The sequence below is a fragment of the Microbacterium ulmi genome, from assembly GCF_011759705.1.
Lineage (GTDB): Bacteria > Actinomycetota > Actinomycetes > Actinomycetales > Microbacteriaceae > Microbacterium > Microbacterium ulmi.
On record NZ_JAAOZF010000001.1, the window covers coordinates 639,497 to 660,244 of the forward strand.

Annotated in this window: 20 protein-coding genes and 1 pseudogene; 8 read left to right on the forward strand and 13 right to left on the reverse strand. The window is 72.0% G+C overall.

Going from position 1 to position 20,748, the window contains the following annotated elements; all coding sequences use genetic code 11:
• Nucleotides 1–19: 19 nt before the first annotated feature.
• The gene (locus FHS08_RS03045; protein ID WP_167035340.1) at nucleotides 20–1,327 is read left to right on the forward strand and encodes an isochorismate synthase; all 1,308 of its coding nucleotides are present in this window, start codon (nucleotides 20–22) and stop codon (nucleotides 1,325–1,327) included.
• A 38-nt stretch (nucleotides 1,328–1,365) separates the two neighbouring features.
• Here the strand turns inward: FHS08_RS03045 and FHS08_RS16590 are convergent, their stop codons facing one another.
• Entirely contained in the window at nucleotides 1,366–1,869 is a 504-nt protein-coding gene (locus FHS08_RS16590) for a hypothetical protein (protein ID WP_208382191.1), read from the reverse strand.
• A 1,545-nt stretch (nucleotides 1,870–3,414) separates the two neighbouring features.
• Between FHS08_RS16590 and FHS08_RS03055 the strand changes: the two genes are divergently transcribed.
• Nucleotides 3,415–3,633 (forward strand): hypothetical protein, encoded by a 219-nt coding sequence (locus tag FHS08_RS03055; protein ID WP_167035342.1) that lies wholly within the window; start codon nucleotides 3,415–3,417, stop codon nucleotides 3,631–3,633.
• A 16-nt stretch (nucleotides 3,634–3,649) separates the two neighbouring features.
• Here FHS08_RS03055 and FHS08_RS03060 read toward each other — a convergent pair whose 3' ends face one another.
• Both FHS08_RS03060 and FHS08_RS17335 read right to left on the reverse strand, forming a co-directional pair.
• A complete protein-coding gene (locus FHS08_RS03060; RefSeq protein ID WP_167034294.1) occupies nucleotides 3,650–3,958 on the reverse strand; it encodes a hypothetical protein in 309 nt (102 codons plus the stop codon).
• Nucleotides 3,910–4,638 (reverse strand): glutaredoxin domain-containing protein, encoded by a 729-nt coding sequence (locus tag FHS08_RS17335; RefSeq protein WP_424960786.1) that lies wholly within the window; start codon nucleotides 4,636–4,638, stop codon nucleotides 3,910–3,912. The genes FHS08_RS03060 and FHS08_RS17335 overlap by 49 nt, the downstream gene beginning before the upstream one ends.
• Here FHS08_RS17335 and FHS08_RS03070 point away from each other — a divergent pair.
• Nucleotides 4,589–5,351, forward strand: a pseudogene (locus FHS08_RS03070) (isochorismate synthase); the annotation flags it as partial. The gene FHS08_RS17335 and the pseudogene FHS08_RS03070 sit on opposite strands and share 50 nt — an antisense overlap.
• Nucleotides 5,352–5,389: 38 nt before the next feature.
• Here the strand turns inward: FHS08_RS03070 and FHS08_RS03075 are convergent.
• The 4 genes from FHS08_RS03075 to FHS08_RS03090 form a co-directional block, all read right to left on the reverse strand.
• On the reverse strand, nucleotides 5,390–6,193 hold the full coding sequence (locus FHS08_RS03075; protein WP_167035346.1) for an ABC transporter permease: 804 nt from the start codon (nucleotides 6,191–6,193) through the stop codon (nucleotides 5,390–5,392).
• On the reverse strand, nucleotides 6,190–7,206 hold the full coding sequence (locus tag FHS08_RS03080) for an ABC transporter ATP-binding protein (protein WP_167035348.1): 1,017 nt from the start codon (nucleotides 7,204–7,206) through the stop codon (nucleotides 6,190–6,192). Before FHS08_RS03080 ends, FHS08_RS03075 begins: the two co-directional genes overlap by 4 nt.
• A 101-nt stretch (nucleotides 7,207–7,307) precedes the next feature.
• Nucleotides 7,308–8,186, reverse strand: a complete 879-nt coding sequence (locus tag FHS08_RS03085) for a permease prefix domain 1-containing protein (protein WP_167035350.1) — start codon at nucleotides 8,184–8,186, stop codon at nucleotides 7,308–7,310.
• A complete protein-coding gene (locus tag FHS08_RS03090) occupies nucleotides 8,183–8,536 on the reverse strand; it encodes a helix-turn-helix transcriptional regulator (RefSeq protein ID WP_167035352.1) in 354 nt (117 codons plus the stop codon). Before FHS08_RS03090 ends, FHS08_RS03085 begins: the two co-directional genes overlap by 4 nt.
• A gap of 61 nt (nucleotides 8,537–8,597) precedes the next feature.
• Here FHS08_RS03090 and FHS08_RS03095 point away from each other — a divergent pair, with 61 nt between their 5' ends.
• On the forward strand, nucleotides 8,598–9,356 hold the full coding sequence (locus FHS08_RS03095; RefSeq protein WP_167035354.1) for a class I SAM-dependent methyltransferase: 759 nt from the start codon (nucleotides 8,598–8,600) through the stop codon (nucleotides 9,354–9,356).
• Nucleotides 9,357–9,374: 18 nt separating this feature from the next.
• On the opposite strand, the gene FHS08_RS03100 is transcribed toward FHS08_RS03095, so the two are convergent.
• The 3 genes from FHS08_RS03100 to FHS08_RS03110 all read right to left on the reverse strand — a co-directional run bounded on the left by FHS08_RS03100 (nucleotide 9,375) and on the right by FHS08_RS03110 (nucleotide 12,742).
• Nucleotides 9,375–10,238 (reverse strand): polyphosphate kinase 2 family protein, encoded by an 864-nt coding sequence (locus tag FHS08_RS03100; RefSeq protein WP_167035356.1) that lies wholly within the window; start codon nucleotides 10,236–10,238, stop codon nucleotides 9,375–9,377.
• Nucleotides 10,239–10,478: 240 nt separating this feature from the next.
• Complete coding sequence (gene menD, locus FHS08_RS03105) at nucleotides 10,479–12,302, reverse strand: 2-succinyl-5-enolpyruvyl-6-hydroxy-3-cyclohexene-1-carboxylic-acid synthase (RefSeq protein WP_167035358.1); 1,824 nt, start codon at nucleotides 12,300–12,302, stop codon at nucleotides 10,479–10,481.
• Between the two features lie 2 nt (nucleotides 12,303–12,304).
• Nucleotides 12,305–12,742, reverse strand: a complete 438-nt coding sequence (locus FHS08_RS03110; RefSeq protein ID WP_167035360.1) for a PLDc N-terminal domain-containing protein — start codon at nucleotides 12,740–12,742, stop codon at nucleotides 12,305–12,307.
• Between the two features lie 80 nt (nucleotides 12,743–12,822).
• Between FHS08_RS03110 and FHS08_RS03115 the strand changes: the two genes are divergently transcribed.
• The gene (locus FHS08_RS03115) at nucleotides 12,823–13,194 is read left to right on the forward strand and encodes a DUF4229 domain-containing protein (protein WP_167035362.1); all 372 of its coding nucleotides are present in this window, start codon (nucleotides 12,823–12,825) and stop codon (nucleotides 13,192–13,194) included.
• A gap of 65 nt (nucleotides 13,195–13,259) precedes the next feature.
• Here the strand turns inward: FHS08_RS03115 and FHS08_RS03120 are convergent, their stop codons facing one another.
• Nucleotides 13,260–14,240 (reverse strand): 1,4-dihydroxy-2-naphthoate polyprenyltransferase, encoded by a 981-nt coding sequence (locus FHS08_RS03120; protein WP_170283208.1) that lies wholly within the window; start codon nucleotides 14,238–14,240, stop codon nucleotides 13,260–13,262.
• A gap of 92 nt (nucleotides 14,241–14,332) precedes the next feature.
• Here FHS08_RS03120 and FHS08_RS03125 point away from each other — a divergent pair, with 92 nt between their 5' ends.
• Complete coding sequence (locus tag FHS08_RS03125) at nucleotides 14,333–14,716, forward strand: VOC family protein (RefSeq protein WP_167035366.1); 384 nt, start codon at nucleotides 14,333–14,335, stop codon at nucleotides 14,714–14,716.
• A 91-nt stretch (nucleotides 14,717–14,807) separates the two neighbouring features.
• Here FHS08_RS03125 and FHS08_RS03130 read toward each other — a convergent pair whose 3' ends face one another.
• Nucleotides 14,808–15,962, reverse strand: a complete 1,155-nt coding sequence (locus tag FHS08_RS03130) for an AMP-binding protein (RefSeq protein WP_167035368.1) — start codon at nucleotides 15,960–15,962, stop codon at nucleotides 14,808–14,810.
• An 11-nt stretch (nucleotides 15,963–15,973) separates the two neighbouring features.
• Complete coding sequence (locus FHS08_RS03135) at nucleotides 15,974–16,909, reverse strand: 1,4-dihydroxy-2-naphthoyl-CoA synthase (protein WP_167035370.1); 936 nt, start codon at nucleotides 16,907–16,909, stop codon at nucleotides 15,974–15,976.
• A gap of 63 nt (nucleotides 16,910–16,972) precedes the next feature.
• Here FHS08_RS03135 and FHS08_RS03140 point away from each other — a divergent pair, with 63 nt between their 5' ends.
• Both FHS08_RS03140 and FHS08_RS03145 read left to right on the forward strand, forming a co-directional pair.
• On the forward strand, nucleotides 16,973–17,545 hold the full coding sequence (locus FHS08_RS03140) for a hypothetical protein (RefSeq protein WP_167035372.1): 573 nt from the start codon (nucleotides 16,973–16,975) through the stop codon (nucleotides 17,543–17,545).
• Between the two features lie 53 nt (nucleotides 17,546–17,598).
• Nucleotides 17,599–20,742, forward strand: coding sequence for an ATP-binding cassette domain-containing protein (locus tag FHS08_RS03145; protein WP_341800294.1), 3,144 nt, complete (start codon nucleotides 17,599–17,601; stop codon nucleotides 20,740–20,742).
• Nucleotides 20,743–20,748 lie beyond the last annotated feature (6 nt).

Here is a 20,748-nt window from a genome sequence, read left to right on the forward strand (position 1 = left end):
GCGAGTCTAGGCTTAAGGGATGACCGATCCTCCTCGCCCGCCGCGCCTGGTGGCCGAGACGAGGGAGGTCGACGCGATCGACGATCTCCTGCTCCACACATCGGCGGACACGCCCCTCGCCTGGCTGCGCCGCGGGGACGGGATCGTGGGGCTCGGCAGGCCCGTCCTCTCGATTCCGCGCGGCGGCGACATGCCCGCCGCCCCCGGAGGAACGACGTGGCCGACGCACTCCGAGCTCTGGCGGCTCTTCGCCGGAGCGGCCGAGATCGACGACGACGTGCGCCTGCCGGGCACGGGGCTCGTCGCGTTCGGCGCGTTCACGTTCGACCCCCGTTCCGAGCGCTCGAGCCTTCTGACGGTGCCGCCGCTCATCGTCGGCCGCCGCGACGGACGCTCGTGGGTGACGCGCATCCGCTCGCTCGGCGCCGTCGTCGCCGACGAGAGGCCGGCCTTCGCGTCCACGCCGTACGGCCCGTACTGGTCGGGCACGCTCGGTCCCGGCGCCCTCGACGCCGAGGGGTACGTCGACGCCGTCCGCCAGGGCCTTGCCGCGATCTCGGCCGGCGAACTCGACAAGGTCGTGCTCGCGCGCGACGTCGTGGGGACCGTCCCCGCGGGAGCCGATCTGCGCCGCCTCGCGCGAGCCCTGTCGACCGACTATCCCGACACGTGGACGTTCGCCGTCGACGGGCTCGTCGGCGCGAGTCCCGAGACCCTCGTGACGGTCTCGGACGGGACCGTCACGGCGCGCGTGCTCGCCGGCACGATCCCGCGTGGAACCGACGCGGGCGACGACGTCGCGGCATCCGACACCCTCGCGCACAGCGGCAAGAACCTCGACGAGCACCGCTACGCCGTCCGCAGCGTCGTCGACGCCCTCGCGCCGTTCACGAGCGAGCTGCGCGCCGACACCGAGCCGTTCACGCTCGAGCTTCCGAACCTGTGGCATCTCGCGACGGATGTCGAGGGCGACCTGCTCGACCACGCGTCCGCGCTCGACCTCGTCGCGGCGCTGCATCCCACGGCGGCCGTGGCCGGCACCCCGACGGATGTCGCGATCGAGGTCATCCGCCGCATCGAGCCGTTCGACCGCGGCCGGTACGCAGGGCCCGTCGGCTGGGTCGACGCGAACGGCGACGGCGAGTGGGCCATCGCGCTGCGCTGCGCGCAGATCGGCGCGCCACCCGCCCGGCGGTTCGCAGCGTATTCCGACACGATCCCGGTCACAGCCCACGCGGGCGCCGGGATCGTCGCGGGCAGCGACCCGGATGCCGAACTCATCGAGACGCGAGTGAAGTTCCGCCCGATCGTCGACGCGCTGGCCTGAACCCGCCCGGACCGGCGACGCGATTCTGGGCCGGAGCGTCAGATCGAGCGCTGATACGCCCGGATCGAGCGCACCGCCCACGTGAAGGCGAGGGCCGCGAGGAGCAGGAGACCGCCCAGCTGCCACCAGCCTTCGGCGGGGTACGAGCCCGAGAGCCCGCCCCGGCCGAGCTCGACGGCCCACGTCATGGGGTTCCACCGGGCGACGCCCTGCACCCAGTCGGGCAGGAGCGCTGCGGCGCACCAGGCGATGGGTGACTTGAAGCCGACTGCCAGTTCGATGACGGCTTCTTCGTAGGACTCGACCCAGATGCCGATGATCCGACCGTCCTGGTTCTGCGCTGTCCACCAGGCGCGGCCGGGGCCGGAGGGCCCGTGGCGGTCGTAGGTGGGGATGCCCAGTCTGGTGAGTTCGACGTCGATCGCGGCCCATTCGCGGCGCACGCTCGCGTTGGTCGCTCGGTCGACTGTGCCGGTCTTCTCGATCACGCGCTGTGCGGCAGGCCACAGAGTTGCCAGGTCTACGGTGCTCGTGCTCTCCATCGCTCTCCCCTCCCGTTTCCCCGGCTCGACCCTTGGGGCTCTTGGTCAGCGCCGCTTAGCGGCTCCCCAGTGGGCGACGGATGTCGCCCACTGTTCTTTCAGCGCGCGGTCTCCGTGCCGCGCGTCCCGGCCGGCCGTTAGCGGTCAGCCCGTCACCCGCCCGCGATGTTCGTCGATCGCACGTTCGCGCGGATGCGCTGTCGATGCCGCGAGCTGCGCAATCGCGGCGGCAAGGTGCTATCCGCGGACGGGCAGGAGACTGCCTCGTGAGCAGTCCGGCTACCGCCCACGGTCTGCGGCACCGGGAGCAGCGCGACACGTTCGACCGGCGGACCGGAGGGGCGATCCGCTCTCTACTCGAGCGGTTCCGCCTCCTGAAGCCCGCATCCGGCCTCCCCGGAGGTAGTGAAGGTCATTGTCGCCATGCCGGTCAGCGTGCGAATCTAGCTACGATATGTGTTCGTTTGACCCGCGTTGCGCAGCATGGAATGGTGACACCGTCAGGTCGATTGGGGATGATTGCATGCACGCGGAATTGCGTGAGCCGGATATCACGATCGACGATGCTCCCGGTCTGTACCGAGTCCGAATCTGGACGGCGCCACGGAGTGCTCGCTTGTCCTGGATGGTCGATGATTGGGAACTTGCCGCTGAGGATGTTGAAGGAGCACTAGCGTGGGCCCATCAGGAGGCGGCTGGCCGTCCGTTCGAACTCCTCGTCCGCGCCGCGGGGGGCTCAAACTACTTGCGGTTGTTGGGGGAGCCCGCGGACAACGTGTCAGTGTCCGAGGTGGTCCCGCTCGTGCGCTAGTCGTTGACTAATCTCACAGGTCGCTGATGTGTGCACATGGAAGATACGGTAAGCACTCAGAGAACTCACAGATCAGTACGGCTGAGAAGAGGAGCTTTCTCAGCACTAATCGCAACCCTCGTTCTAGTCTTCGGGAGCGTGTTCGCAGCATCGCCCGCCAACGCAGTTGTCGTCGGGGTATGCACGATAAAGGCCAACAACCCTCACGGATCCACGCACGTCAGCGGAACCATCAATGCCGAAGGCAGCCTGCAGTGCACTATCGGCATGACCGAGATCTACGTGCGTGCCTACCTAGAGAACAGTGTTGGGACGTCTTGGTACGGAAACACAGAATCGTGGTTGGCGACTTCCCCCAACGAGAAGTTCTCCAGCTTCGCCAATACTTCATGCGCGATGGGGCCGGGGTCGTTCCGAACACGTGTCTCATACGCGTTCACGTCCCCGCCGGGGACCAACCCGTCGTACACGGCGAACACGATCTATTCGCCGTGGATCGGAGTGGCGTGCGGCGTTAGCCGTTCGGCGGGACCGACGACGCCGACCGGGGTCTGGACTTCTGAGCAGCCGCTGCCGAAGGGAATCACGTTGACTCCAACTGCTGACGGAGTCGAGATCACTTTCTCAACTGACGAGGTCGCGCGCTAGCTTGTGATGTCCAGGGCCGTGTTCCGAAACAACGTCCCTGGACATCACCCCTAGACAGTGCTAGGGCGCGGTGCGACCGTTGTTGCATGTGGAAGAGCGATGAGCTCGCACGCACGGCTGCTGTCTCGAACGGGATGGTCTGGTTCGGCTTGGCTGTCTTCTTCAGTGGCTTTGCCGCCGAGGCGGCCTACGGCGCGTTCCACGGGCCGTGGTTCCAGATGGTCGGTTGGGCGATCATCGCTCTGGCCGCGTTGGGGTGCGCGGTGATGGGTTCATCGGGGCGCATCGGATGCGAGCGAAGATGAAGGCCCGATCGGCGGGCTAGCGGGCTGACCGGCGGTCGACGGCGGATGCCCAGACCCACGCGCGGTGGGTGGCTCTGTCCTTCATCGTGAACTCGACGCACACGGCGCGGTCGGTCCATGCGACCGCGCGGCCGCAGACGCGGACCGGGGTCTCTGGGAACCTCACCCATGCGTCGACGTCGATCGGGTCGCGCTGCGGCTGCTGCGCGGCCGCGGGATCGGCGCCGAGCTCGTCGGCGGAGAGCGAGATGGGGCGTGCGCGGGTGAGGAACATGTTCAGCGCGTCATCGCTGACATCGGAGCCGTAGCGCGCGTTCCTTCCCACAGCGGGATTCTGTCGGGTGCCCCTGACATCTCCCCCGTGCGGGCATGCGAAGAGGGGGCGAGCTCGGTTCGCCCCTTCTTCTGGGTGTTCAGTTGTCGCGAGGGTTGCGGGAACGCGACCGCGGTCGCGTTCCCGAGATCCGGGCCGATGTGGGAGGCGTCGATGATGCGGCGGTAGACGATGCCGTTCTCGCCCTCGAACGATGCGTCGCGCTCATGCCCGATCACGATCACGGCGTCGCCCTTGCGGAGGGATGCTGCGGCGCCGGCTCCGAGCTCGAACTTCGCCTCGACGGCGTGGGCCAGGGGCTTGAGGCCCTCGACTCGCTCGGTGCCGCGGTACTCGGCGGTGTTCTCGAGGACGGTGAACTTCGTGATGCTCACGCGTCCGGCCTGCTGCGTCTCGGGGTCGGATGCCAGGCCGATCTGGTCGGGTCGGAAGCCGCTCCAGTGGTCCTCGTCGCTGACGACAACCACGGGTGCTTCGGTGCAGCCGAGGTCTTCGACCACGTACTCTCGTGCGGCAGGGTTCTCTCGGATGTCGACTTCGATGAACGGCACGCCCTTGTCCTTGAGCACGCGCTTCGTCCTGGTGCAACGGATGCACTGGGGGCCCGTCGTGTACACGACCGTGCCGCCGCTCGTCGTCGGGCGCCGCGACGGCCGCGCCTGGTCGGGCACGCTCGGTCCCGGTGCCCTCGACGCCGAGGGGTATGTCGCAGCCGTCCGTGCGAGTCTCGCCGCGATCGAAGCCGGCGAGGTCGACAAAGGTCGTGCTCGCACGAGATGTCGTCGGCACGGTGCCCGTGGGCTCCGACCTGCGCCGGCTCGTCCGCGCCCTCGCGACCGACTACCCCGACACGTGGACCTACGCCGTCGACGGCCTCATCGGCGCGAGCCCCGAGACCCTCGTGACGGTCTCGGGCGGCACCGTCACGGCGCGCGTCCTCGCCGGGACGATCCCGCGCGGCACCGACGCAGGCGACGACGTCGCAGCATCCGACACCCTCGCGCACAGCGACGAGAACCTCGACGAGCACCGCTACGCCGTGCGGAGCGTGCTCGACCTCGTCGCGGCGCTGCATCCCACCGCCGCCGTCGCGGGCACGCCGACGGATGCCGCGATCGAGGTCATCCGCCGCATCGAGCCGTTCGACCGCGGCCGCTACGCCGGCCCCGTCGGCTGGGTCGACGCGAACGGCGACGGCGAATGGGCGATCGCGCTGCGCTGCGCGCAGATCGGCGCGCCACCCGCCCGGCGATTCGCGACCTACTCCGACACGATCCCCGTCGTCGCGCACGCGGGCGCCGGGATCGTCGCGGGCAGCGACCCGGATGCCGAACTCATCGAGACGCGAGTGAAGTTCCGCCCGATCGTCGACGCGCTGGCCTGAACCCGCCCGGACCGACGACGCGATTCGGGGCCGGAGCGTCAGATCGAGCGCTGATACGCCCGGATCGAGCGCACCGCCCACGTGAAGGCGAGGGCCGCGAGCAGCACGAGGCCTGCGAGCTGCCACCATCCGTCCGCCGGATACGTCCCGTCGAGTCCCCCGCGCCCGAGCTCGACGGCCCAGGTCATGGGATTCCAGCGGGAGACGTTCTGCACCCACTCGGGCAGGAGCGCCGCCGGCATCATCGTCGTCGACAGGAACGTCGCGGGCAGCACGATGAGCTGCGACAGGCTGATGAGCGCGATCTGGCTGCGGGTCATGAGGGCCACGGCGGTCGAGCAGCAGCAGAAGATCGTCGCGAGCAGCGTCGCGACGCCCAGCGCGACGAGCATGCCTCCGACTCCGCCCGGGTAGCGCGCTCCCGCGAGCCAGCCGATCCCGAGCACGACGAGCGACTGTGCGAGGTTGACGACGAGCTGCTGGATGAGCTGACCGGTGACGATCGCGCTGCGCGAGATCGGCGACGTGAGGTACTGATCCATGACACCCGAGGCGATGTCGTCGATGCAGCCCGTTCCTGCCCATGCCCCCGAGTACAGGACCGTCATCATGAGGATGCCCGGGACGAGGTAGGCGATGTACCCCGCGCCCGCGAACTGCGGCAGCGCGCCGAGCGAGTGGAACACCTGCCCGAACAACAGGATCCAGATGACGGGCTGGATGAGCGACATGACGGGGCCCCATGCCTGCCGCAGCGAGACGAGGAGCCAGCGGCGCAGCACCTGCCCGGTCTGCGTGAACCAGCCCGCGCGGGCGGGCGCCGTGGGAGCGATCGAGATCATGCCGCGACTCCTTCCGTGACGGCGTCCGCCGCAGCGTCGCCGAAGGTGTGGCCGACGAAGTGCAGGTACACGTCGTCGAGGGTGGGGTGGGATGCCGAGACCTGCCCGAAGCGGATGCCTGCGGCATCCAGCGCCGCGATGACGGCGCCGACGGCCGCGGACGCGTCGTCGGCGCGGGCGGCGAGGACGCCGTCGACGCCCGAGGCCTCCACGACCACGTCGCGCAGGCCGGGAACGCGCGTGATCGCCGCGCGCACGGCATCGGAATCGGGCTCGACGAGCGACACGCGCACGGAGTCTCCGTGCAGCGCCGCCTTGAGCTCGTCAGGTGTGCCCTGCACGACGGCACGGCCGCGGTTGACGAGCAGGAGCTCGTCGGCGAGCCGGTCGGCCTCCTCCATGTAGTGCGTCGTCAGCACAACCGTGAGCGCGTCCTCGGCCGAGAGCCGTCGGATCTCCGCCCACATCGCGGCCCGCGCCTCCGGGTCGAGGCCCGTCGTCGGCTCGTCGAGGAAGAGCACACTCGGCCGGTGCACGAGTGCGGCCGCGACATCGAGCCGTCGGCGCATTCCGCCCGAGAACGTCGAGACGGGGCGACGGGATGCCTCGGCCAGGCCGAACTCGCCGAGCAGGCGCTTCGCGGTGGCCGCGGCATCCGACGCTCCGACGCCGCGCAGCCGCGCCGCGATCTCCAGGTTCTCGGTCGCCGTCAGGACCGGGTCGGTGCTCGCGCCCTGCGAGACATAGCCGATCGCGGCACGCACGGCGTCGGGCGCGCGGCGCACGTCGTGGCCCGCGACCGAGGCCGCGCCCGACGTCGGACGGGAGAGGGTCGTGAGGATCTTCGTCGTCGTGGACTTGCCGGCGCCGTTCGGGCCGAGCAGGCCGAACACGCGGCCGGCCGGGACCGTGAAACTCAGGCCGTCGAGGGCGCGGACGGCGGGGCGCCGGCCCCTCCCGGGATAGACCTTGACGAGGTCGTCCGCGGCGATCGCGGGGGTGTTTTCAGGCATGGCGGAGCATCCCTTTCTCTTGCGGGTGGGTGAATGGCGGGTCGGATGCCGCAGCCTCGGTCCCCGAGCGCGTCGAAGGGCCGCCGACAGCGGCGGGAGGTTCAGTCCTTGCGCGCTCCGAAGAGCATCCGGGCGAGGACGATCATCATGACGGCGAAGCCGCCGACGAGCGCGAGGGGAGCCCACCACCAGCCGACCGTGAACCCGAGCACGAGGACGCCCGCGAACGCGAGGATCCAGATGACCGCCGTGTAGATGCCGAAGCGCGCGGCCGTCTCGGGCTCTTGCGCGAAGCGGTTGTTCGCCTCTTCCGCGCGGTGCGCATCGCGGACCCACGCCTTGTGCCGGTTCGTCTGCGACGCCCCGAGGAACGCGAACAGGACGATCGACGCAACGATGCCGAGCGCGGCGAACACGACGCACCACAGAGGCACGGCGGTGAGCGCCACGAGCCCGGCGAACCCCAGCCCGTAGAGGCCGAGGAACGTCGCGAGCGCGTAAGCGCCCGCGCGGGACTCGGGCATCGGATGGTTCGTCGTCGTCTCCTGCGCGAGCGAGTCCCCCACCAGCAGGCCCAGCGCGGTCGACGCGAAGCCCAGCATCCCGATCGAGAACCACGGGCTGATCGGCAGGACGCCTGTCGCGTTGAGCGTCGAGAGCACGAGCCCCGCGACGACGCCGAGAGACCACAGCACGATCCGCACGACGAACCCGGTCTGGGGCCGCACGCGGTGGCGGAGGTATGCGTCCTGGGGGTTCGCGGCGCGGGCGGGCGGCGCATCCCCCAGCAGCTCCCGCACGTCGCCGAGCTCGGAGATCGCGCGGCGCGCGGCATCCGCCGGCGTCACGCCGGAGGCCTCGAGCTCGTCGACCCGCGCGACCAGGTTCGCGCGCACCTCCTCCTTCAGGTCCTGCGCGTCGGGCGTCATCTCGACGCCCGCGAAGGCCTCGTCGAGGAGGCGATGGATGTCGGTGTTCATTGCGATGCGTCCTTCACGTCGAGCAGGGAGTCGATGATGCGCCGGGTCGCGACCCAGGCCGCGACGTTGCCGCGGTAGACGGCGCGGCCGGCGTCGGTGATGCGGTAGTACTTGCGGCGGCCGCCCTGCGTCTCGTCGCCCCAGTAGGACTCGACGAGTCCGTCCTTCTCGAGGCGGCGGTACGCGGCGTAGAGGGTGGCCTCCTTGATCTCGTGGTCGCCGCCGGCCGCGTCGCGGATCGTCTTGTAGATCTCGAAGCCGTACCGGTCGCCGCGGCGGAGCACGCCGAGCACGATCGTGTCGGTGTGGCCGCGCAGCAGGTCGGCGGCGAAGGCATCCTCTTGGGTCACAGCCAGTACTGTATCAGATCAAGTACTCGATGACGCAACCCCCTGAGAGTAGAGTTCCCGCATGTCGTTCGACGGCGTCGCGGCGGAGAGCTACGACAGGTTCATGGGCCGGTACTCGGCGCCGCTCGCCGTGCTCTTCGCCGACTGGGTCGGGATCTCACCGGGCGATCGCGTGCTCGATGTCGGCTGCGGGCCCGGCGCACTGACGTGCGTGCTCGTCCAGCGTGCGGGGGCGGCCTCCGTCGCGGCCGTCGACCCCGCGGAGGCCTTCGTCGCGGCGGTGCGCACGAGGCTCTCCGGCATCGATGCGCGGCAGGCGTACGCCGAGGCGCTTCCCTTCCCCGACGACGCGTTCGACGCGACGCTCGCCGAGCTCGTCGTGCACTTCATGACGGATGCCGCCGCCGGCGTCGCCGAGATGGCGCGCGTGACCCGGCGGGGCGGCGTCGTCGCCGCCTGCGTGTGGGACTTCGAGCACGATCGCGCACCGCACTCGCCCTTCCTCCGCGCGGTGCGGGAGGTGAAGGGCGAGGCCTCCGCCGCACGTCGCGCAGGCACGCGCGGCGGCGACCTCACGAGGCTGCTGACCGGCGCCGGATGCGTCGACGTCGACGAGACCGCGCTGACGGTGAGCGTCGACTACCGCGGATTCGACGAGTGGTGGAGCGTGCACACGCTCGGCATCGGCTCGTCCGCGCAGCAGCTCGACGGACTCGACGCGAACGACGTCGAGCGGGTGCGGGTCCGCGCGCGGGAGATCGTCGGCGACGGTACCCTCACGGTTCCGGGGACGGCGTGGGCCGCGCGAGGACGCGTCTGACGCCGCCCGCGCGGGCCGTCAGGTGGCGGCCAGGCGCTTCTTCTCGACCTCGACGTCGAACGTCGCGGCGGGCCACTGCGGGTCGACGTCCTCGAGCGCCTCGAGCAGGAGCGCCTGCACCGCGAGGCGTGCGTACCACTTCCGGTTCGCGGGAATGACGTGCCACGGCGCGTGGTCGGTCGAGGTGCGCTCGAACACGGTCTGATACGCGTCCATGTACGCGGGCCAGAGCTCGCGCTCGTCGACGTCGCCCGGGTTGTACTTCCAGTGCTTGTCGGGGCGGTCGAGCCGTTCTGCGAGCCGCGCCTTCTGCTCGTCGGGCGAGATGTGCAGCATGACCTTCACGATGCGGGTGCCGGCATCCGTCAGCCGCCTCTCGAAGTCGTTGATCGCGGCGTACCGTCGCTCGATCTCTTCCGCCGCGGCGAGCTTCCGCACCCGACCGATGAGCACGTCCTCGTACTGCGAGCGGTCGAACACCCCGATGAACCCCGGCTCCGGCACGCGTCGCTCGATGCGCCACAGGAAGTCGTGCGCGAGCTCTTCCTCCGTCGGCTTCTTGAACGCCGTGAGCGCGACGCCCTGCGGATCGACGGACCCCACGACGTGCCGGATGATGCCGCCCTTCCCGGCCGAGTCCATCGCCTGCAGGACCAGCAGCACCGAGGCGTCCGTCGCGTCCGTCCGGCTCTGCGCGTACAGGCGCTCCTGCAGCTCGTCGAGCTCGTCGGCACCGGCCTCGAGGTCGACCGCGCCGTGCTTCTTGCCGCCCCCATACCCCGGGGTCGAGTCGGGGTCGACGTCGGCGAGGCGGAACCCGTCACCGACACGGAGGAGGTCTGCGGGGTCGCCCGTCCAGTTCTTCTGGCTCTTCGCGGTCATCTGCCCATCATGGCCGAGGCGCACCCCGAGCGGGAGACCGCGAGGCCGGATGCCGCTCGTCACGCGGTCGTCGGCTCGTCGCGCTGTCGGGGCTCGTCGCGCTGTCGGGGCTCGTCGCGCTGTCGGGGCTCGTCGCGCTGTCGGGGGGCTCGTCGCGCTGTCGGGGGCGGCGCGCGATGCCGTCGCCTCGTCCGCGCGATGCCGTCGCGCCGCTGACGGTGCGGCACCTCGCCCGGCGGCTCACCGCTCGAGCGGGACCTCGATCAGCTGGGGACCCTGGACGGGCGACGTGAGCGCCTGATCGAGCGCCGTGCGGGTCGTCACCCGTCGATACTCCCACCCGTACGCGAGCGCGAGCCGCTCGAACTGCACGCCGTGCGGCGTGTAGAGCACGCGATCCATCGCGGCGGGCCCTGCGACGGCGGCGACCTCGAGCCCGTCGAAGATCGTGCCGCCGCCGTCGTTGCCGACGATCACCTGCAGACGCGGCGTGCGCTCCCCCGGCGCCAGCAGGAGAGCGCCCACGTCGTGCAGGAACGCGAGATCGCCGAGGAGCACGCGCGTGACGCCCGGCCGTCCGCCGGACTGGCTCGCGATCGCGACGCCCGTCGCCGTCGCGATCGTCCCGTCGATCCCCGCGAGCCCCCGGTTGGAGTGCACGGGCACCTTCTTGCCCCCGAGCACGGCGTCGGCGATGCGGACGAGCCGCGACGAGCCGAACACGAGCCTGTCGTGCGGCCACGTCGCACGCCACACCGCGTCGGCGAGCGCTATGCGGTCGAGCGGAGTGCGGATCGCCTCGAGCTCGGCCGCGATCGCACCGAGGCGCTCGCTCGGCACGGCGGAGGCGAGCGCGTCGGCATCAGGTGCGGGAGGCGCGAGATCGACGGATGCCGCACGGGACGCCCTCAGCCACGCGCCGAGCCACTCGCGATCGGCGTCGCCCGACGCGACCGCGATCGTGTCCACGGCGGTCGTCGCGCCGTTGAGGTTGAAGGGCTCGCCCGGCCCGCGCACGGCGAGCACCTCGACGTCGTCCCTCGACAGCAGCGCCGCGATCTCGCGCGAGAGAGTCGGATGGCCCAGCACGACGGCGCGCTCGACCCGCCCGCCGAGCTCGGGGTCGGCGACGATGTCGCGGTAGCCGTGCACGAGGTTGCGCCCGTACCGCGCGCCGCTCACGACCTCCGCCACGAGCGGCCAACCGCCGGCGTGGGCGAGCGTCTCGGCCGCCGGACCCGCGTCGGCGCCGGCGACGACGATCGTCCGCGGGCCGCGCTCCAGGACATGCGGGTCGTCGTCGGGCTCGGTCGGGACGTCGGACTGGCCGATGCCGCCGCCGCCCTGGTAGAGCGCGCCGAACGCCTCCTCGGCGACGGCCTCGGGCTCGGGCGCGGCATCGAGGTCGACCTCCGGCGCGACGTCGAGCTCGGCCGGCGGCATCCCCAGCCACGCGGGCAGCTCTCCCGCGAGCGGCTCGCGGAAGGGCAGGTTGAGGTGCACGGGCCCCGGCGAGCGCATGCCGGCCCCGAGGGCCGCGGCGACGGCATCCGCCGCGAGCGCGCGCAGCATGACGCTCTGCTCGCCGTCGCCCACGGGGTCGGTCGCCTCGGGGACGGGCAGGTCGGCGTCGAGCCGTGTGCTCGGCGAGTACATGCCCGGCTGGCGCGTCGTCTGGTTCGCCCCGACTCCCCGCAGCTCGGGCGGCCGATCGGCCGTCAGCAGCAGCAGCGGGACGCCGGCGTGGTGCGCCTCGAGCGCCGCCGGCAGGAGGTTGGCGGCAGCCGTCCCCGACGTGCAAACGACCGCGGCGGGCAGCCGGGTCTCGCGGGCGATCCCGAGCGCCGTGAACCCCGCGACGCGTTCGTCGATCCGCACGTGCAGCTCGAGCTCGCCGCGCGTCTCGAGCTCGGCCGCCACCAGGGCCAGCGACTGCGAGCGCGATCCGGGGCTCAGCACGACATGCCGGACACCGTGTGCGACGAGCGCGCACAGCAGCGCTGCGGCTGCGTCGGTCGCAGGCGACGGGGCGGAGCGGGGATCGTCCGCGGGTTCGGCCTCCACGACTAGCCGACGGCCCCGCGCTGGCCGCGGGTGTCGTCGTCGTCCGGAAGGTCCGCTCCCCGCACGGGGGGCTCGGGCTTGGGGCCCGCTGCGGGGTTCGCGGGCGGGTTCCACTTCGGGTCGTCGTCCTCGGCGTCGAGCTGGGCGAGCTCCTCCTCGAGACGGCGGATGCGCTCGTCCTGGTCGCTCACGGCGGCGATGCGGCCGAGGAACTCCGGGTCGTCGTCGGGGGCGCGGTGGGCGGTCGCCACGGTCTTGCCGCCGCGTCCGACGGTGAACCAGAGGATGGCGCCCAGCACGGGAAGGAGCACCACCACCGCGATCCAGACAGGCTTGCTCACGGCGCGGTGCCGGGTCGGCGGCTGCGCGGACACGTCGACGATCGCGTAGACCCAGAAGATGAGGGCTACGAAGCCGAGGATCAGCCAGACGCGAACCACGGTTCCATCCTAGGCGCGTGGAGGATGCCCGGACCCTGCCGTGACCGGACCGAGACAGGGGGTGCGCCTACCATGGAGGAGTGAAAGCTCGCTCGGCCCTCGTCTACACGGTGCTGCGGCTGCTCGTCTTCCTCGTGCCGTTCGGGCTGCTCATGCTGCTGGAGATCGGCCGTGAGTTCTACTGGCTGTCCGCGATCTTCTCGGCCCTCATCGGCCTCAGCCTGTCGATCCTCTTCCTGCGCCGGCCTCTCGACGACCTGACGGCAGGGCTCGCGTCGCGGCGCGCGCACGCGCCGGCGACCCAGACCGACGAGGACATCGAGGATGCCGCGTCCGCCGAGGCTCTCGGCGAGGCGCCGGCGGCGCCGGGCGACGGCATCCCCTCGTCGGAGGCACAGCCGTCCGACGCGCAGCCGTCCGACGCGCAGCCGTCCGACGACGCGCGGTCCTGAATCCGCGCGGACCCCCCGGCCCGACTGCCGCGCCGCGCGGAGCGCCCGGCCCGGCCGGCCGCGGATCAGGCCGCGAACGCCCAGAACAGGAACGCGCCGTACGCGACCGACGTCAGCGACGTGAGCGCGAGGGCGACGACGAGCTCCTTGGCCTCGCGGTACGTCCAGACGATGAGGATCGCGCAGGCGCCCGCGATGAGCGCGAGCAGCGTGAGCCACGCGATCGGGTAGAACAGCGCCAGGAGCGCAGCGATCGCGAACGGCGCGATCACGAAGACCGTGAACAGCGCCTGCGTCGCGCGTCTGCCGATCAGCACGGTCAAGGTGCGCTTGCCGGCCGCGCGGTCCTGGTCGATGTCGCGGAGATTGTTCGCGAGCAGCACGGCGCACGCGAGCAGACCCGCCCCGACGGCGCCGAACCACGCCTCCTGGGGGACGTCGAACACCTGCACCCACGTCGTGCCGATCGTGGCCACGAGGCCGAAGAAGACGAAGACGAAGAGCTCGCCCAGACCGAAGTAGCCGTAGGGCCGCCTGCCGCCCGTGTAGAACCACGCCGCGACGATGCACGCGGCGCCGACCAGCAGCATCCACCACTGGCCCGTGCGGATGACGATCGCGAGGCCCGCGAGCGCCGCGATGCCGAAGAACCCGAGCGCGGCCGTCAGCACGGCGCGCGGGCGCACCCTGCGCGATGCCGTCAGCCGTGCGGGGCCGACGCGGTGGTCGTCGGTGCCGCGGATGCCGTCGCTGTAGTCGTTCGCATAGTTGACGCCGATCTGCAGGCCCACGGCGACCACGAGGCACGCGAGCGCGATGACCCAGTGGAACGGCGCGTCGCCGAGGAGGGCGGCACCCGTCCCGATGAGGACCGGCGTCACCGCGAGCGGGAGGGTGCGCAGCCGCGCCGCGCCGATCCAGTCGCCGGCCGTTGCCTTCTCGACGTGCCGGGGATCCCGCGAGACGTGCGCCTTCTGCGGGTTGCCCCGCGGCTGCTGCTTCGCCGAGCCCGTGCCCTTGCGCTTCTTCCTCGTGCTGCCTGCCACGAGTACGAATCCTATGGCCCGCGCCGATGAGCGCCGCACAGCCGTTCGGAGACCCCCTGGCCGCGGCATCCATCGCTCGCAAGAATGACGGCATGCTGACGATCGGGACTGTCGTGCTGACCGTGGAGGACATCGACCGCGCAGGAGCGTTCTGGCGCGCGGCGCTGCGCTATGTCAACCGCAGCGAGCCGTCGGACGACTGGGTCATCCTCGACCCGCCCTACAAGACGAGCTGGGATGCCCCCGGCGCGAGCATCGCCCTGTCGGTGACGGGGTATCCGCAGCACTATCCGCCGCGGATCCACCTCGACCTCTATGCGGAGGACCAGGAGGCCGAGGTGCGGCGGCTGCTCGCCCTCGGGGCGCAGGAGGTCGACTGGCACCAGTATCCGCCGGATGCCGACTGGATCGTGCTCGCCGACACCGAGGGAAACCGCTTCTGCGTCGTCGACACGGGGCCGCGCAGCGCTGCCTGATCCGCTCCGCCCTCACCCACGCGCGGCTCGACGCCCTCGCCGGCGCCCGAGGCATGCGAGCACCCCCGCCGGCGGAGGCGGGCGTGCGGGGTCAGCGCAGCGACGCGACGGCGCGCCGGATCGCCTCGCGGTCGGGCTTGCCCGAGGGCAGCGTCGCGAGCTCGTCGACGAGCACGAGCCGCGCGGGCCGCGCATGCGGGCCGATCTCGGCCGTGACGGCGGCGCGGGCCTCCTCCAGCTGGATCGACTCGCTGCGGCGCAGCGCCTCGCCGCGGCTCGCGACGACGACCGCCGCCTCGCCCCACCTCGCATCGGGCACTCCGATGACGACGGCCGAGGCGAGTCCCGGCACGCCGCGGACGATCCTCTCGACCCGGTCGAGCGAGATGTTGATGCCGCCCGAGACGATGACGTTGTCCAGGCGCCCGCGAACGCGCAGGACGCCGGCGTCGATGAGGCCCGCATCGCCCGTGCGATACCAGCGGCGACCATCGGGATCGCGCAGGAACACGGCATCCGTCAGCTCCACGTCGCCGAGGTATCCGTCCGCGAGCGTCGCACCCGACAGCTGCACCTCTCCGTCGACGATCCGCATGCCGACCCCGTCGAGCGGGAGGCCGTCATAGACGCAGCCGCCGCTCGTCTCGGTCGAGCCGTAGGTGCGGACGACCCGCGCCCCGGCACGCTCCGCGCGCTCGAGCGTCGCCGGCGGAAGCGCCTGCCCGCCGACGAGGATCGCCTCGAAGGAGCGCACGGCGGCTGCGACGGCGGCGTCGTCCTCGGCCGCGTCGAGGATCTTCGTGAGCTGCGCGGGCACGAGCGAGGTGAAGCTGGGGATGCGGCTGCCGCCCGCGCTCGAGGCCATCGTCAGCGCCGCGGCCGCGAAGGCGCGAGGAGTGAACGAGCCGGAGAGGATCGCCGGCTCCCGGTCCGAGACGATCGAGCGGACCAGCACCTGCAGCCCCGCGACATAGCTCGCGGGCAGGGCGAGCAGCCACGCCCCCTCCCCGATGCGCGCCGCGGTCGCGAGCGCCGACGCCGTGAGCGCGTCGCGGCTCAGGATGACGCTCTTCGGGATGCCGGTCGAGCCCGACGTCGTCACGACGACCGCCGTGCCCGCCCGCACCTGCCCGGGCATCTCGCGCACCATGCCGAGGCCGAGCGCGGGTCCTGCGCCGTGGATCGCGGCCTTGAGACCCCGCAGGATGTCGCGCGGGTCGTCGCCGATGACGGGTTCGAGCCTCATGCCTCGGTCTTCTAGTAGTGCCATGGGTACGGCGACCAGTCGGGGTCGCGCTTCTCGAGGAACGAGTCTCGTCCCTCGACGGCCTCGTCGGTGCCGTAGGCCAGGCGTGTCGCCTCACCCGCGAACACCTGCTGGCCCACCAGCCCGTCGTCGACGGCGTTGAACGCGAACTTGAGCATGCGGATCGCGGTCGGCGACTTCGTGAGGATCGTGCGCGCCATCCCGATCGCCTCGCGCTCGAGGTCGGCGTGCGGCACGACGCGATTCACGGCTCCCATCTCGTATGCGCGCTGCGCCGAGTACTCCTCCGCGAGGAAGAACACCTCGCGCGCGAGCTTCTGACCGATCTGCCGCGCGAAGTACGCCGACCCGTAGCCCGCGTCGAACGAGCCGACATCGGCGTCGGTCTGCTTGAAGCGGCCGTGCTCGGCGCTCGCGATCGAGAGGTCGCACACGACGTGCAGCGAATGCCCGCCGCCCGCCGCCCACCCCGGGATCACGGCGATCACGACCTTCGGCATGAAGCGGATGAGCCGCTGGACCTCGAGGATGTGCAGGCGGCCGAGGGATGCCTGGGCGACGGCATCCGGCCCCCCGCCCGCCGGCGCGGCCGGCGTGTCGGCATCCGTCTCCGCGTACTCGTACCCCGACCGTCCGCGGATCCGCTGATCCCCTCCCGAGCAGAACGCCCAGCCGCCGTCCTTGGGGCTCGGGCCGTTGCCTGTCAGGAGCACGACCCCGATGCGGGGGTCCTGGCGCGCGAGGTCGAGCGCGCGGTACAGCTCGTCGACCGTGTGCGGACGGAAGGCGTTGCGCACCTCGGGCCGGTCGAACGCGATGCGCGCGATGCGGCCGTCGAGCGAGACGTGCGACGTGATGTCGGTGTAGGCGTCGGCGCCGGGTGCGGTCAACCAGTCGGACTCGTCGAACAGCTCGGAAACGCTCACCTGCCCAGATTACGCGGGTGATGCGGCAGGCGCCGCGCGAGGCCGAGAGCCTACGCTGGACCGGTGACCTCGAAGCTCCGCGCCCTCGCTCTCGTCGTGCCCGCCGCTCTCGCGATCGCCCTCACAGGGTGCACGGGATCGCCGTCGGGCGCGACCACGCAGCCCACGGCCGATCCTTCCGAGACCGTCACGACCGAGGTCGGTCTCGTCGTGCACACGCCGTGCCACGGCGACGAGGGCGTGACGGTCGTCGTCGACACGGGTTCGCTCGAGGTCGGCAGCGATCCGTCGCAGGTCGCGTGCGTCATCACTGACGAGCCGATCCGCGCCGCAGATGCTCTGCTGTTCGCCCACATCGAGACCCAGGGCACGAAGGACTACCCCGACCAGATCGTGTGCCGCGTCGACGGCGTCCCCTCCGAAGACACCGCGCTCACGGCCGACGACGGCACCGTCGCGTACGAGACGTGCGCCTCGATGCCTCCGGCGTTCGCGTACTGGTCGCTGTGGGTCAGGCCCGCGGGCGGCGAGTGGGGTTACGCGGAGGAGGGCCTCTCGACGCTCGAGCTCGAGCCGGGCGAGAGCCTGCAGCTGCTGTTCGTGCTCAACGACGAGCCCGCCGCCCCCGCGCCGTGACGTTCCGGCCAGGACCCCTGCGTGCCCCGGCGGCCCTCGCCGCCGGGTTCATCGTGGTCCGGGTCGTCTACCGCGTCCTCTTCCACGGCGCCGACGGCGCCGGGCCCGTGCTGCTCGGCTTCCCGCAGCTGAGGCTGCCTTCCCCCTTCGCGCACGTCGTCATGTTCGGCCCCGCGACGCTCGGCGGGCTGTGGGATGCCGCGATGAGCGCGCTTCCGATCGCTCTGACGATCCTGGTCTTCGGGCTGCTCAACGCGCTCTTCGACGTCTCGCGCCTGTTCGCGCGGGCCTCGCATCGCGGCCCGTTCCGCGGCGTCGCACGCGCCCTCGCGATCGCGTGGGCGACGCTTCCCTCGCTCGCCGACGCCGTGCGCTCCGCCCGGTTCGCTCAGCGGCTGCGGGGCGAGCGCGGCGGTCTGCGCCTGCTGTCGCCCATCCTCGAGAGGACGCTCGAACGCTCGACCGCCGTCGCTGCGGCGCTCGAGCTGCGCGGGTTCGCGGGGCGAGCGCTCGAAGGGTCGTGCGAGCGGCCCGTCGCGATGCGGGACGTCTCGCTCGGCCACGGCGGTCGGCCCGTCGTGCGCGTCGACGACCTGTCCCTCGCGACCGGGTCGCTCGTGCTGCTGTCGGGCCAGACGGGGTCGGGCAAGTCGACGCTCCTCCGCGCGCTCGCGGGGCTTCACTCGCACGTCGACGGCGGGTCCGTCGCGGGGTCGCTGCTCGCCGTGGGGCACGACAGGGTCGCCGTTCCACCGCGCGACACCGCCCGGACGATCGGGGTCGTGCTGCAGCATCCGCGGGACGCCTTCGCGACCGACCGGGTCGCCGACGAGATCGGGCTCGCGCTCGAGCTCCGTGGCGTCGCGCCCGTGATCCGAGATGCTCGGGTGCGCGAGGTCGCGGAGCGGGTCGGCATCCTCCCCCTCCTCGATCGGCGGCTGCGCGGTCTGTCGGCGGGCGAGGCGACGCTTGTCGCGATCGCCGCCGCGATCGTCGAGCAGCCGATCCTCCTGCTCGTCGACGAGCCCCTCGCCGACCTCGACGGCGCGTTCCGCGTCCGGATCACGGCCCTGCTCGGCGCCCTCGCGCACGAGGCGGGGATGTGCGTCGTCGTCGCGGAGCACCGCACAGAGGCCTTCGCGGGGCAGGCCGATGCCCGGTTGACGCTCGAAGCGGGGCGGCTGGTCGCCGGGACCGACGGCAGAACTCCACAGATATCGGGCTCGAGGTCCGCGAACAGGGGCCCAACCCGGTTCGACGTGCCGGATCGGTGGAGTTCTGCAGACGCCCCGCGCGTCCTCGCGGTTCGAGGGCTGACGGTCCGGCACGCAGACGCGGTCGCCGTCCGGGATGTCTCGCTCGACCTGGGCGCGGGCGAGATCGTCGCCCTCTCGGGCCCCAACGGCGCGGGCAAGTCGAGCCTTCTCGCCGCGATCGCACTCCCGTCCCGCGATGCTCAGATCGAGGTCGGCGGCGTCCACGTCGAACGGCGGACACGCGCGATCGCGCTCGTCCCCGATGCCTCTGACGACCTGTTCACGTGCGACACGGTCGCAGCCGAGTGCCGTCGCGCCGAGCGTCGAGCCAAACGGGCGGGCGCGGCATCCGCTCGTCTCGCCGGCCTGCTCTCGCTCGACCCGGGCGGCGCGGAGTTCGCCGCGCGGCTCGCGCGGCATCCGCGCGACCTGTCGGTCGGGGAGCGACGCTGCCTCGCGATCGCGCTGCAGACGATCGACGAGCCGCTCGTGCTGCTCGTCGACGAGCCGACGCGCGGGCTCGACGCCGCTGCCGCAGCGCTCGTGGCCGCCGCGCTCGCGCGGCACGCGGCCGAGGGCGGAGCCGTGCTCCTCGCGACGCACGACGCCGACTTCGCGGCGGCGCTCGCCGATCGCATCCTCCCGATGCGTGACGGATGCCTCACCCGCGCGAGCACCCCCACCCGCACCCCCGCCCATGCCCCGCGCACGCCGGACACGCGGAACGCCCCCACCCCCACCCCCGCCCACGACCCGCGCAGGCCGGACACGCACGACGCCCCCACCCGCACCCCCGCCCACGACCCGCGCACGCTGGACGCGGCGGACACGCGCAACGCCCCCACCCCCGCCCCCACCCGCACCCCCACCCGCACTCCGGCCGACGACCCGCGCAGGCCGGACACGCGGAACGCCCCCATCCGCACCCCGGCCGACGCCCCGCGCACGCCGGACACGCGCAACGCCCCCACCCGCACCCCCGCCCATGCCCCGCTCAGGCCGGACACGCACGACGCCCCCACCCCCACCCGCACCCCCGTCCATGCCCCGCGCAGGCCGCATCGCCACCCCGCACATCCGCCTCGACCGGGACGCGCCCGCGCCGCACTGCGCCGCAGCGCGGGGAAAGACGTCGGTGCCCTCGTCGTCGCCAACCTCGCCGCCCTCGCCGCGTTCCTCTGGCCGCTCGTCGCGAGCGCGCTGCCCGCGCAGGCCCATGTCGCCGTGCCCTACGTCGCGCTCGCGCTCGCACCCCTCGCCGTGCTCGTCGTCCTGTCGCTCCTCGACGGCACGGTGCGATCGGCGCACTCGCTCGCCCTTCTCGGAACGCTCGCCGCGATCGGCGCGGCAATCCGCATCGTCGGGACGGGTGTCGGTGGGGTCGAGGCTCTCTTCGTGCTGCTGATCCTCGCGGGGCGCGCGCTCGGCGCACGGTTCGGGCTGCTGCTCGGAGCACTCACGATCGCGCTTTCGGCCGTCGTCGCGGGCGGCATCGGTCCGTGGCTCCCCTTCCAGATGTTCGCGTGCGCGTGGGTCGGCGCAGGGGCGGGGCTGCTCCTCCGCCACGTGTCGCGGTGGGCGGAGATCGCGATGCTCATCGTGTACGGCATCCTCGCCGCCTACGCCTTCGGGCTGATCATGAACATGTGGTTCTGGCCCTTCGCGGTGGGCTACGGCGCGGGCATCTCGTATGTGCCGGGCGGATCGATCGGCGACAACCTCGCGAGCTTCCTCGTCTACTCGCTCGTGGCCTCGACGATCACCTGGGACACCCTCCGCGCCGTGACGACGGTGATCGGCCTCGTCGTCGTGGGGCGGCCTGTGCTCGCCGCGCTGCGTCGCGCGAAGCCCGTCACCGCCGCGACTCCGACCTCGGCCTCGCCTTCGCGCGGCGCCGCAGCGACCGCGCGATCGAGCCGAGCGACCGCGCCGTCGAGCTGAGCGACC